Genomic DNA, 11466 nt, shown 5'->3' on the forward strand with positions numbered 1-11466 from the left:
TAGTTAGAAAATGCTCTGGTTCGCACCTTTCCAATCGGCGAGGAACCGTTCGATGCCTGCATCCGTAAGCGGATGCTTCATCATCGACTCGATCACCTTGTAAGGAACCGTCGCAATATCGGCACCGAGCTTCGCCGCTTCGATGACATGCACCGAATGACGGACGCTCGCGGAGATAATTTCCGATTGGATATCGTGCATCCGGAAAATTTGGCTGATCTCCTCAATGAGCTGCATGCCGATCATATTGATATCGTCCAGACGCCCGATAAACGGCGATACGTATGTCGCGCCCGCACGTGCGGCGAGCAGCGCCTGCGTAGAGCTAAAAATCAGCGTTACGTTCGTCTTGATGCCGAGCTCCGTCAACCGCTTCGTAGCCTTGAGACCGTCCGCGGTCAACGGCACCTTCACAACGACACTGTCTCCTAGAGCGGCCAGCTTCTTTCCCTGCTCGACCATTTCGTCGGCTTGAAGCGAAATGACCTCCGCACTGATAGGCAGGCTGCCGACGATGGAAATAATCTCTTTCACCGTCTCAAAGAAATCCCTGCCTTCTTTCGCAATCAGCGACGGATTCGTCGTTACGCCGGCGATGACCCCAAGCTCATGCGCTTTTCGAATGTCTTCTACGTTCGCCGTGTCTATGAACAGCTTCATGATTCCTCTCCCTTGTCCTGCAGAATTTGATCGGATTCCATCCTGGATCAAAGCGGAAGCATTCGATGATAACCGGACAAGGTTTAGAATGTGCCGAAACAAACAAAAAAATCGGGGATAGCCCCGATTTTTCATTTGCATTAAAAACCCGCATATGCCGTCCGGTCTTTATGTTTCGAAACCTGCGTAGCAGGTGGGTGTCCGCAGATGCGCTTTTGAAGTCCCTTTTCGAGGGCAGGTCAGCCGCGCAGCAATATAGGTCTCCCGAGAAACATATTCAAAGGTTTCAAACACGATAAAACCGTAACGAACATCGCAGGATTTGGTTTGTAGACTTATTATAGCCCCGGGTTAAGGGAAAGTAAACACGAAACCGATGGATCGGTTACCGAAAATTACTTTTTGACCTCATCCGCCTCTTCCTCGGTCTGATCAGTCTGTACAGCCAGCTTCTCCTGCTCCTTCTCCTCCAACTCCTGCTGCTTCTGCTGCAGTCTGGAGAAAGATTTGTAAAACATAAAGAAGGAAAACGCCGAAACGAGCGAGCCCATGAAGAACGGGATCAGGAACGTAAACTGCGTTACGCTGATGTAAAGAATGAGACCATTGATGACAATCAGAGCGACTGACGCGAGCGGGTTGCCGATCGTGATCAGCAATGCGTTCTTCACGATTTGGAGCGTTTTCATGTGCAGATGAACGAGAATCGAGAAGAAATTGAACAACGAAGCCATCAAAATAACGCCGAACGTAATAAACAGCACGGAGAGCAGCTGAAGCGTTCCCGCCTGCGACACATAAAAGCGGTAGTTCACGATCAAGATGACGCCGATGATAACGTACAGAATGCCGCCGATCATGCTTTGCAAATAATTTTCTTTATAACCTCGGAAAAATGTTTTGAGGAGCGGCACATCGCCTTCCCCCATGACCCATTTGCGGGCGACGGCGAACATGGCTGCCGTAGCCGGGAATAGTGTAAATGGAGATACAATGGCGATAAGCACCAACGTTTGCATAAATACGTCTTCTGGGCTCGTCATTGCCGCTAATAGCAAAAAGAACACCGGAATCGAGCAGATGATCCATAACACGTTCGTAACGGACAACCTCATGATCCATTCGGAAATCCGATAAAACCCACCCATAAGACCTTTCATTTCCATTGCAGGCAGTCCTCCCTTGTCGACGGCATAGCTTATCCCATTATAACCGATTTTCCCTCATTCGCCAAAGCAAGAAGTTGTAAGCCGCGCTCCTCGTGCCGTCGGCCCCAAGACCACTTCAGAGCTAAAGACCGCCCAAATTGGGCCGTCTTCGCGGCTCCATGCACTTCACTAAATATTCCCACAAAAAACAGGCCCCTCAAACGAGGAGCCCGTCATTATGCGTTTATACCAGCGTCTCTTCCGAGCTGCGCGGCGCGCGGTCACGATCGCGGTCGCGGTTGCCGCCTGCGCTGCCCCCGCGATAGCCGCCGCCGCCGCCGCCGCGGTTGTCGCCGTCGCGGCGCGGGTAGCGGTCACGGCTGCCGTAGTCGCTGCGTCCGCCGCCGCCTTCGCTGCGGCGACGGTCGCCCCAACCGGAACCGTAGCGGCCGCCGACTTTGCGTCCGGAATCGCGGACGTCCGGACGGCGCTTGCGAGCCCGGATCGGATCTTCCGGCGTCAGTTCAATCGTAACATCCTTCTTCTCGCCCGTCAGGAGCTTCAGAGCAGCTGCCAGCAAGTTAACGGAATCATACTGCTCGAGCAGATGAATCGCCATGCCTTTGAACTCGCCCGCCGTCTCGCTGTCCAGCACTTCCAGAATGCGCTCCGCCGTTACCTTCTGTTTGCCTTCGAGCGCCTCCGCAAGGCTCGGCAGCGGCTTCTTCGGAATCTTGTGGCGCGTAACCTTCTCGATGAAGTGAAGATGATCGAGCTCGCGCGGCGTAACGAACGTCCAGGCCGTTCCTTCTTTGCCGGCGCGGCCCGTACGGCCGATACGGTGCACATAGCTTTCCGGATCCTGCGGCAGGTCGAAGTTAACGACGTGTGTTACGCCGGATACGTCCAGGCCGCGGGCCGCAACGTCGGTCGCTACAAGCACATCGATGCTGCCGTCGCGGAATTTGCGCATGACATTGTCGCGCTGGTTCTGCGACAGGTCGCCGTGCAATCCTTCCGCCGAGTAGCCGCGCTTCTGCAGCGCTTCAGCCAACTCGTCGACGCGGCGCTTCGTCCGGCCGAAGATGATCGCCAGCTCCGGCGACTCCATGTCCAGCAGACGAGAAAGCGCGTCGAACTTCTGCTTCTCATGAACTTCGATATAGGCTTGCTGAATCAGCGGCGCACTAACTTGCTTCGGAATAACGGATACGTGCTCCGGATTCGTCAGGAACTGGTTGCCCAGCTTCTGAATGTTCGGAGGCATCGTCGCTGAGAACAGCATCGTTTGACGGTTTTGCGGCACAAGGCTCAAAATCGTCGTGATGTCGTCCATAAAGCCCATATCGAGCATTTCGTCCGCTTCATCCAAAATAACCGTCTGCACGTCGTCCAGCTTGATCGTCTTACGGTTAATGTGGTCGAGCAGACGACCCGGCGTACCGATAATAATTTGCGGCTTCTTCTTCAGACCGCGAATTTGCTTCACGATATCTTGACCGCCGTAGATGGCCAGGGAACGCGTGCCCTTGAACCGGCCCAGCTTGCCAATCTCTTCGGCAACCTGAATCGCAAGCTCACGAGTAGGACACATAATGAGAGCAACGATCCGCTCTTCGTTCACGTCGATTTTGTTCACGAGCGGCACGCCGAACGCCGCCGTCTTGCCGGTACCCGTCTGCGCCTGACCGATCAGGTCGCGGCCCTCCAGCGCCAGCGGTATCGTCTTCTCCTGAATTGGGGTGGACTCCTCAAAGCCCATCTCCGTAATGGCTCTCAGCACTTTAGGCTCGAGGCCGAACTCTTGGAATGTTTTCAACTCCATCCAATCTCCTTTGTTTGAAAGGGGGCTGTGTTGCCCCTCTATCTGTATTTACCCTTAAGGTCGACACCTCATGGTTCCAGTATTCCAAGCTGATCCGCATGACCATTCATCGCTTAAGCCGAACTTAAGAATATCTAGATTATTATAGCACAAGCCAAATATTGTTTGCCAGTTAACGGGCAAAGATCGCAAAATGTATGAAACCTCAGCCCGTATTCCCCGTAATACTAAGCAAAGTAATCCCAAGCATGGTCAGAGGAGCGAAAACCGTATGTCGATATTCAAGCGAATTGGCAGTATCGTGCGAAGCAACCGTCCGGAGCCGATTAAAGCATCACCGCCTAACCCATATGAGCATAGTCGTCCCGGCGATATCATTGAAGTCGATTTGGAGCAGTATATGGTGTCCGGCAAAGTGGTGTATTTTGACCGAGGCTTCGAGCCACACCGCTTCGCTTATTATATCCAAAGCGGCAAAGAGATCAGGTGCCTAATCGTGGAGAAAGGCCGAACGAATGAAATTTTCTTATGCTCGTTCCTGGAAGGCTCTCTGGATGACCCGCACAACGTCCCGACCCAGCTTGACATTGACGGAGAAGTCACTTACCACTTGGAGCATCATCGCAGCGACGTGACCCGTGCGGAAGGAAATACCGATTTCCGTACGGGGGACGACGTGCTGTTCTGGCGCTATCTCGGCGCAGATAACGACTACTTCTTTCTGCAATGGCAGGACGGCAAATTCGTGGCTCTGCAAGGAAACAAAATACCGGCGGCCGACGTCAAGTTTCTTCACGCTGGCCGTTAATTCGATCCAGGGGTGAGCAGCATGAAACGCATGAAGACATGGATCGCCGCGCTGCTGATCGCTGCGCTCCTGTCCGGCTGCACCGACGCCGGCTCCTACATCAAAGGTGAATACCCGCTTATCAAAGCGGAAGGACAAGGCAGCCAAGTCGTAAAAATATACAGCGCTGAAGGCAAGGACGTACCGACGGTAGCCCGCGAGCTTACCGCCAAGGAGAAGCCGCTGGAACAGTCCAAGGAGTCCGCCGATCAGATGTTCCTGGTTTACCAGGATAAAATTGTTAATTTGCAAAAGGACCCGCAGAACGAAGCGAATACGTTGGTGGAAGTCGACTCCATCGAATATGCGAGACAGAACTACGATTCTTCGTTCCTGCAGGGCTTCGTAACCGCAGCGCTGCTCCAATCCGTACTAGGAAACAGCTGGTACAGCAGCCCGCCGAAGTCTGCGCCTTATCGGGGCTATACGACGGTATACCCGAATGTCGGCAGCAGCGCGAACAGTGCGCCGAAGCCGTCCGCCGCCACCCAGCCGAATACAACCACGGGCTCGGGCAGCTTCTCAACAGGCAAAAGCACAGCGGCCGACAGCGTGCGGAAGAACGACGGCTCGGTACCGAAAGCATCAAACGGGGCCGGCTCCTCCAGCACCTACAACAAATCGCAGCCGAGCACCAGCAAAGGCTCCGGCACCTTCAAAAAACGAAAATGACAAACAGCCGCCCGTCAGCTTATCGAGCTGTCCGGCGGTTTTTCTCATTCGGATAAACGGTCAATGGCGGTTGCTCGTCAAATATAAAGCCTCTTTTATTTGACAAATGGTTAGTTTTGTATGGAACTTTCCATCTTTATGCATGATACTTGCTAATGTCTGCATACTACTTGTAGAGGTGATTGGCTTTGAAAAGAGCTGTCGACGCTCTAATCATCGTTTTGGGGGCACTGCTTGTCGCGATCGGCTTCAACACGTTCCTCATCCCGCACGAGCTGCTCAGCGGCGGCGTCTCCGGCGTGGCAATGCTTGTCGGATACATTTTCACCCAATGGAATATTTCGCTCTTGTACCTCATCTTTAATCTGCCGATTATGATCTGGGGCTTAGTCGTGATGGGCAAAAGATTCGTGATCTACAGCATTGCCGCCGTGTTGTTCACCTTCCTGTTCATGCAATGGGTGCCGACCAGCCTGTACGTTAGAGATCCGATTCTCGCATCCGTGTTCGGCGGCGTTATCGTCGGTATCGGCAGCGGAATCACCTTGCGTATCGGCGGCTCCAGCGGCGGCTTCGACATCGTAGGCTCGATCTTGACGCGCAACCGCGATTTTCCGCTCGGCACGGTGCTCTTCGCCTTGAACGGCGTCGTAATCGTACTTCTTGGCTATTTGAAGAACAATTGGGACTTGGCGCTTTGCTCCATGCTGGCAATCTTCATCAGCGGTAAAGTGGTCGATATGATTCACATCCGCCATGTCAAAGTGACCGCCTTCATCGTTACCAGGAAGCGCGAAGAAATGGCCGAACGGCTGCTCAAGATCCCGCGCGGCGTTACCGTTATGCGCTCGGAAGGAGCCTTCACCCAAAACGAGCATTATACGCTCATGACCGTAGTCACGCGCTATGAGCTCGCCGAATTAAAAAAAATCATCCGGGCGGTCGATTCCAAAGCGTTCGTCAATATTGTCGAGACCGTCAGTGTCTGGGGCGAGTTCAGACGCGCCAAGCAGTAAGAGAACGCGTTGGTCTATGAAATCCAAAAACTGTACATACAACAAGCATGGAGATGTGCTATACTGAGGTAGTAAAATTTCATAGCGACTTGGGTTACAGCAAGCGATTCACGGTTCGACCTTTTTTCTCATTTCGACAACGACTGGGAAGGGATGGTGCCTGTGGAAACGGTGAAATTGTCCAAGATCGTCTCGAAATTGTCTCCAGAACTGGTTCCTTTCCTCAAGAAGAAGGAGCTTGACTCCGACATCGTCTTGATGGACGGTCTCGATTCTCTTGAAGTCGATGACGTAATGGAGATTGTACAATTCAGCATTTCGGAACATCAACGCGACGCCTTTCTTCACTGAAAGGCGTTTTTTCTTTTATTTCGGCCCGCAAAATGTTATTCTTTTGTAATAAATACTGGTTTCATCGAATGTAAACGTAAGGTAAACTAGAACCATAACCTTTGGAGGTGTCTCGTATGGGTTTATCGCCTTGGCATATCATTTTGGTAGCGGTCGTCGCACTCCTGTTATTCGGACCGAACAAGCTGCCTGAACTCGGACGGGGCTTCGGCAAAATGTTCCGCGAATTCAAGGACGCAACAACCGGTAACGGCGGTAACGATGAGCCGGCGCCGCAGCGCAAAGAAATTAACCCGGCTGAGACAGTAAACGCGGATGTGAAGCCGGAAGCCTCTGCAGCTCAGACCGCACAACCCGCTCCGCAGCAAGATCGGCAGCCGTGATCGAATAAGCCCGCCTTCTCTCGCTAGAGATAAAGGCGGGCTTATTTGTTTATCCATCACAAGCAACCGTCAGATTATTGTCCGACCGGCTTCCACCCTTTACGCCGGCGCGCCACGAAATGCGTTCCCAAAAATCCTGCCGCAGCAAGCAGTGCCATAATGGACGCAAATATGTACATGCTTCCTCCCCCGTACGCATCGTTCAGCATCCCTCCGACTATGCCTCCGGTAATTCCGGCGAGACCCAGGAACACCATCGCAAGGAGCGACTGTCCTGTCGCGCCGAGATGCTCCGGCAGGATGCGCGCGGTATAGTGCACCGCGGCAATCCAGAACACGGCGAACGTCACGGCGGCGCCCGCTTGCAAGAGCAGCAGCACCCAGGCATTCTCCGCAGCCGCATAGCCGAGCCATCGCAGCGAAAAGAGCAGTGCAGCGAGACCGATTAATGAAAATTCGTGTACGCGGCGCAGCAGCCGATTGAGGAGCAGGAAGACCGGTATCTCCACGACGGCGGCGAGCGCCCAGGCCCAGCCGACCATGTTGTCGGTGGCTCCTAGCTGCTTCATGTACAAGCCCAGCATTACGTCGTTCATCCGGTGCGGTATGGAGATGACCAGGACGAGGCCCAGAAAGCCCATGAACGGTTTGTTCTTCAGCAGCTGCCCCATCGTCCGCAGCGACGTTCGCTCTCCGCTCACCGGTTCGTCGCGAAGCGGGATCAGCAGCAGCATCGGGACGACCCAAGCCGCCCAATACAAATACGGAATCTTCAAGATTCCCCCCATTAACGCCAGCAGCGAGCCTCCGAGCAGCGATACCATCGTAAAGCCGATCGAGCCGAACAGCCGTACGGAGCCATACGAGGAACCGCGTCGCTCAACCGATCGAATCGTAATGCTGTCGAGCAGCGGCATGGACGGCTGCTGGAAAAAATAGAGCAGCAGTACAAACGTTAGCGTCCACGCATAGGAGCTCACGTTAAACAGCCCGACGGAGCTGACAATCGTTAGCAGCCAGAGGATGAGGATGATTTTCTTCACCGTGTGCCAGCGGTCGCTCAAATATCCCCATAATGGCTGGGCGAAGATTGCTACTAGCGGACCTACGTTCATCAGAAATCCGATTTCCGCAGACGTATATCCTCGGGTTCCGAAATATAATGGTAAAAACGGGAGCAGTACTGCATTCGTTGCATACGCCCAGAAGTTGAGTCCGCGTAGAGTCAGCAATTGTTTATCCATGTTAGCGCAAGTTCCTTTGACTGCAGTATGGTCGATCTCCATCCGACTTATATCGTAACCGAAAAAGCGGCCGAAGAGAAGACCCTGCCAATAGTCGACAGCATACGGCACCGTCCTACAAATTACCTATGTGCTCGTAGCTCTATTTTACATATAATAGATAAATAGACTGCTAGAATGGGAGAGGACAACGCAATGGATGTACTTCTGGCTTCACTGATGATGATTTGGGGAAATGTGTCCTCCGGTAATCCGGACGTCACCTTCGAGCAGATGGTGCAGGCGTCGATCGAGGCGCAGAAGCCGCAGGTCGTTCAGCCTGCACAAACCGCCGTCGCTTCCGGCGGCACGGGCGGCTTTCAGATTGATTATTTAACGCCGACGAACAAGCAGGATCCGCAGAAGGATGCACCAAAGGTCAAGGGCGTTTACGCTACGGCTTACAGCGCCGGGGGCGCCCGCTTTGAGAAGCTCGTGAAACTGATGGACGACACCGAGCTGAACTCCATGGTCATCGATGTGAAGGACGACAACGGCTGGATCACGTATCCGACGGGGAATCCCAACCTCGAGAAGATGGGAGCCGAGCAGAAGTTTATGGACGTCAAGAAAGTGATCGATACGATGAATGAGCATAACATCTATCCGATCGCCCGCGTCGTTGTATTCAAAGATACGGTTCTTGCCAAGAAGCGGCCGGACCTGTCGTTCATCAACCCGGACGGATCCGTGTGGAATAACGGCAAGGACAGCTTCGTCAACCCTTACAACAAAGAAGTATGGGAATATAACGTTGAAGTGGCGAAGGAAGCGGTGAAAGCGGGCTTTAAAGAAATTCAGTTCGACTACGTACGGTTCCCGGAAGGCTTCGAGAAGCGGGCGGACGTGCTCAAATATACGAAAGATGAGCGCACACGTATCGCCGCCGTTGCGGAGTTCGTCAAATATGCGCGCGAGCAGCTGACGCCGCTCGGTGTTCGCGTTTCGGTCGATATTTTCGGCTATGCGGCCAGCGTTCCGGCTGCGGAAGGAATCGGGCAAGATTTCCAGAAAATTTCCGAGAACGTCGATGTCATCTGTCCGATGATTTATCCGAGCCATTATACGACCGGCTGGTTCGGGGCCAAGGTGCCTGACGCCGCCCCTTACCAAACGATTAATGGCGCTATGGTCGATACGAACAAGAAGCTGGACCCGCTAGGCTCGCAGCTGAAGCCGATCGTGAGACCGTGGATTCAAGACTTTACCGCTACATGGGTGCCGGGACATATCAAATACGGAGCCCATGAGGTGGAGGAGCAAATCCGGGCGCTGCGCGACAACGGCGTCGAGGAATATTTGCTCTGGAATGCCGGCAACTCGTATTCGGCTGATGCAAAATTTTAAACCAAGTCCCCGCTTATCCATACAAAAAATAAAGAGCGGCCCCTTCCTTGCAGCTTGATGCAAAGAAGCGGGCCGCTCTTCATTGGTGTATCGGCGTACGATTGTTCGACCGATTACCGTTGGCCCGCCCACTGCCCTTTCGACACTTCCCGGAACCGTGAACGAATTGCATGATACGCCGTTTATGATAGCAGATGGTCAAGGTTTTGGCGAGAGGACTGGCGCTTGGCTCGCAGCGCTTGCTGTTGCCGTGTGTGAAATTCAGGTACAATAAGGAAAATGTGCCGCAGCGGCGCTAGAGATGGAGGGACATTCGTATGTTGGAGGCGGGGACGAAAGCACCGTTGTTCGAAGCGGAAAGCACCCAGGGAACGATCCGGCTTGCCGATGCGATTGGCACAAGGCCGGTCGTATTAATCTTTTACCCGAAGGACGAAACGCCGATCTGTACGAAACAGCTATGCGCGGTTCGCGATTCCAAGGAGCATTATGCGAAATACAACGCTCTTGTGCTTGGCGTCAATCCGGGCTCCCTGGAGGAGCACCGGAAATTTGCAAGCAAGTTTCTGTACGATTTTCCGCTAATTTCGGATAAGGGTGAAACGATTCGCCGGCAGTACGATGTCGGCGTCAATTTCTTGTCCTTTCTAGGACAGCAGCGCGTCGTGTTCGTGATCGGCAAGGACGGCCGCGTTGCCTATGCCCGCAAAGGAAACCGGCCGACATCGGAAATTATCGCGGCACTGGAAGCGGCGGAACGGGCGGGAGCACGATCGTAATCGCCGTTCAACGAAATGAAAACGCCCCTAATCCAAGTGGATTGGGGCGTTTTAGCATTAGGACTCTGCTCCATTCGAGCTGGTTCCTCATTGCCGTACTCTTTATTGAGACAGGCGCATAGCCAGATCGTACATCTCCATGTTGAACGGTTTCTTGGCGGCGACGACTTGGTCGATCGGAGTCGCCACGAGCTCGCCGTTAATGATGCCGCAGGCTTTGCCGGATTCGCCCGCTATGAGCTGGCGTACGGCGAAGTCGCCGAGACGGGAAGCCAGAACCCGGTCGTTGTGCGTCGGCGTGCCGCCGCGCTGAATGTGGCCAAGCACCGTAACGCGCGGCTCGATGCCGTTGCGTTCCGTAATTTGACGGGAGATATCTTCTCCGCGGCCAACGCCTTCCGCTACGATGATGATACTGTGACGTTTGCCGTTCATGAAATTTTCCTTCATCCGGCTCGCGATATCGTCGATATTGTACGGAACTTCCGGCACCAGTATCGCTTCCGCTCCGCTGGCGAGACCCGCATACAGCGCGATATCTCCGCAGTGACGGCCCATAACTTCAACGATGGAGGAACGCTCATGCGACGTCATCGTATCGCGAAGCTTGTTGATTGCATCAACGACGATGGTTACGGCTGTGTCGAAGCCAATCGTGAAGTCCGTGAACGGAATGTCGTTGTCAATCGTGCCCGGCAGCCCCATCGTCTTGATGCCGAGCTGGCTCAGCTTGTTGGCGCCTTGATAAGACCCGTCCCCGCCGATGACGACAAGACCGTCGATCCCGCGGCGGTGCAAATTGTCGACAGCGATCTTACGCCCTTCTTCCGTCAAAAACTCTTTGCAGCGGGCCGTCTGCAGAATCGTACCGCCGCGCTGGATAATATCGCCTACGCTGCGCAGATCCATTTTACGAATATCGTCGTGAATCAGTCCATAATACCCGCGCTGCACGGCATAAACTTCAAGTCCATGAAACAAGGCGCTGCGCACGACGGCGCGAACTCCTGCGTTCATTCCCTGCGAATCGCCGCCGCTGGTAAGCACTGCAATCGATTTTACTGCTGACATGATGGTTCCCTCCTGAGATTAATTTAAGCCTCTCGGAATAAAAATTCCCGCATCGGCTCTGGCCTTTCGGCCAGGGTCTTGTTT

12 protein-coding genes and 1 other RNA gene are annotated in these 11466 nt (G+C 53.8%); 7 read left to right on the top strand and 6 right to left on the bottom strand.

Going from position 1 to position 11466, the window contains the following annotated elements; all coding sequences use genetic code 11:
• Window positions 1-3: 3 nt before the first annotated feature.
• The 4 genes from fsa to cshA form a co-directional block, all read right to left on the bottom strand.
• Complete coding sequence (gene fsa / locus ACFFK0_RS15240) at window positions 4-660, bottom strand: fructose-6-phosphate aldolase (RefSeq protein ID WP_377471120.1); 657 nt, start codon at window positions 658-660, stop codon at window positions 4-6.
• A 141-nt stretch (window positions 661-801) separates the two neighbouring features.
• Window positions 802-985, bottom strand: a non-coding RNA gene (gene ssrS, locus ACFFK0_RS15245) — 6S RNA.
• Window positions 986-1055: 70 nt separating this feature from the next.
• On the bottom strand, window positions 1056-1826 hold the full coding sequence (locus tag ACFFK0_RS15250; protein ID WP_377471121.1) for a YesL family protein: 771 nt from the start codon (window positions 1824-1826) through the stop codon (window positions 1056-1058).
• Between the two features lie 226 nt (window positions 1827-2052).
• The gene (gene cshA, locus ACFFK0_RS15255) at window positions 2053-3627 is read right to left on the bottom strand and encodes a degradosome RNA helicase CshA (protein WP_377471122.1); all 1575 of its coding nucleotides are present in this window, start codon (window positions 3625-3627) and stop codon (window positions 2053-2055) included.
• A gap of 277 nt (window positions 3628-3904) precedes the next feature.
• Between cshA and ACFFK0_RS15260 the strand changes: the two genes are divergently transcribed.
• The 5 genes from ACFFK0_RS15260 (at window position 3905) to ACFFK0_RS15280 (ending at window position 6902) form a co-directional block, all read left to right on the top strand.
• Window positions 3905-4441: a DUF4178 domain-containing protein gene (locus tag ACFFK0_RS15260; RefSeq protein ID WP_377471123.1), complete on the top strand. Its 537-nt coding sequence runs from the start codon at window positions 3905-3907 to the stop codon at window positions 4439-4441.
• 21 nt (window positions 4442-4462) lie between these two features.
• Window positions 4463-5152: a DUF4247 domain-containing protein gene (locus ACFFK0_RS15265; RefSeq protein ID WP_377471124.1), complete on the top strand. Its 690-nt coding sequence runs from the start codon at window positions 4463-4465 to the stop codon at window positions 5150-5152.
• Window positions 5153-5340: 188 nt separating this feature from the next.
• Window positions 5341-6168: a YitT family protein gene (locus ACFFK0_RS15270; RefSeq protein WP_377471125.1), complete on the top strand. Its 828-nt coding sequence runs from the start codon at window positions 5341-5343 to the stop codon at window positions 6166-6168.
• Window positions 6169-6321: 153 nt separating this feature from the next.
• Complete coding sequence (locus ACFFK0_RS15275) at window positions 6322-6519, top strand: hypothetical protein (protein WP_377471126.1); 198 nt, start codon at window positions 6322-6324, stop codon at window positions 6517-6519.
• A 116-nt stretch (window positions 6520-6635) separates the two neighbouring features.
• A complete protein-coding gene (locus ACFFK0_RS15280; RefSeq protein ID WP_377471127.1) occupies window positions 6636-6902 on the top strand; it encodes a Sec-independent protein translocase subunit TatA/TatB in 267 nt (88 codons plus the stop codon).
• Between the two features lie 74 nt (window positions 6903-6976).
• Here ACFFK0_RS15280 and ACFFK0_RS15285 read toward each other — a convergent pair whose 3' ends face one another.
• Window positions 6977-8146, bottom strand: a complete 1170-nt coding sequence (locus tag ACFFK0_RS15285; protein WP_377471128.1) for an MFS transporter — start codon at window positions 8144-8146, stop codon at window positions 6977-6979.
• 195 nt (window positions 8147-8341) lie between these two features.
• Here ACFFK0_RS15285 and ACFFK0_RS15290 point away from each other — a divergent pair, with 195 nt between their 5' ends.
• Both ACFFK0_RS15290 and ACFFK0_RS15295 read left to right on the top strand, forming a co-directional pair.
• Window positions 8342-9532 (top strand): putative glycoside hydrolase, encoded by a 1191-nt coding sequence (locus ACFFK0_RS15290; protein WP_377471129.1) that lies wholly within the window; start codon window positions 8342-8344, stop codon window positions 9530-9532.
• Window positions 9533-9849: 317 nt separating this feature from the next.
• The gene (locus ACFFK0_RS15295) at window positions 9850-10311 is read left to right on the top strand and encodes a peroxiredoxin (RefSeq protein WP_377471130.1); all 462 of its coding nucleotides are present in this window, start codon (window positions 9850-9852) and stop codon (window positions 10309-10311) included.
• 102 nt (window positions 10312-10413) lie between these two features.
• Here the strand turns inward: ACFFK0_RS15295 and pfkA are convergent, their stop codons facing one another.
• On the bottom strand, window positions 10414-11382 hold the full coding sequence (pfkA, locus tag ACFFK0_RS15300; RefSeq protein WP_377471132.1) for a 6-phosphofructokinase: 969 nt from the start codon (window positions 11380-11382) through the stop codon (window positions 10414-10416).
• Between the last annotated feature and the right edge of the window lie 84 nt (window positions 11383-11466).

This window comes from Paenibacillus chartarius (genome assembly GCF_042432825.1).
Taxonomy (GTDB): Bacteria; Bacillota; Bacilli; order Paenibacillales; family NBRC-103111; genus Gordoniibacillus; species Gordoniibacillus chartarius.

What these genes read in the sequence shown, in the direction of transcription:
- ACFFK0_RS15275 (WP_377471126.1), top strand. Translation starts at nt 6,322, where the DNA reads ATGGTGCCTGTGGAAACGGTGAAATTGTCCAAGATCGTCTCGAAATTG.
- ACFFK0_RS15285 (WP_377471128.1), bottom strand. Translation starts at nt 8,146, where the DNA reads ATGGATAAACAATTGCTGACTCTACGCGGACTCAACTTCTGGGCGTAT.
- pfkA (WP_377471132.1), bottom strand. Translation starts at nt 11,382, where the DNA reads ATGTCAGCAGTAAAATCGATTGCAGTGCTTACCAGCGGCGGCGATTCG.
- fsa (WP_377471120.1), bottom strand. Translation starts at nt 660, where the DNA reads ATGAAGCTGTTCATAGACACGGCGAACGTAGAAGACATTCGAAAAGCG.
- ACFFK0_RS15265 (WP_377471124.1), top strand. Translation starts at nt 4,463, where the DNA reads ATGAAACGCATGAAGACATGGATCGCCGCGCTGCTGATCGCTGCGCTC.
- ACFFK0_RS15290 (WP_377471129.1), top strand. Translation starts at nt 8,342, where the DNA reads ATGGATGTACTTCTGGCTTCACTGATGATGATTTGGGGAAATGTGTCC.
- ACFFK0_RS15295 (WP_377471130.1), top strand. Translation starts at nt 9,850, where the DNA reads ATGTTGGAGGCGGGGACGAAAGCACCGTTGTTCGAAGCGGAAAGCACC.
- ACFFK0_RS15260 (WP_377471123.1), top strand. Translation starts at nt 3,905, where the DNA reads ATGTCGATATTCAAGCGAATTGGCAGTATCGTGCGAAGCAACCGTCCG.
- ACFFK0_RS15250 (WP_377471121.1), bottom strand. Translation starts at nt 1,826, where the DNA reads ATGGAAATGAAAGGTCTTATGGGTGGGTTTTATCGGATTTCCGAATGG.
- ACFFK0_RS15280 (WP_377471127.1), top strand. Translation starts at nt 6,636, where the DNA reads ATGGGTTTATCGCCTTGGCATATCATTTTGGTAGCGGTCGTCGCACTC.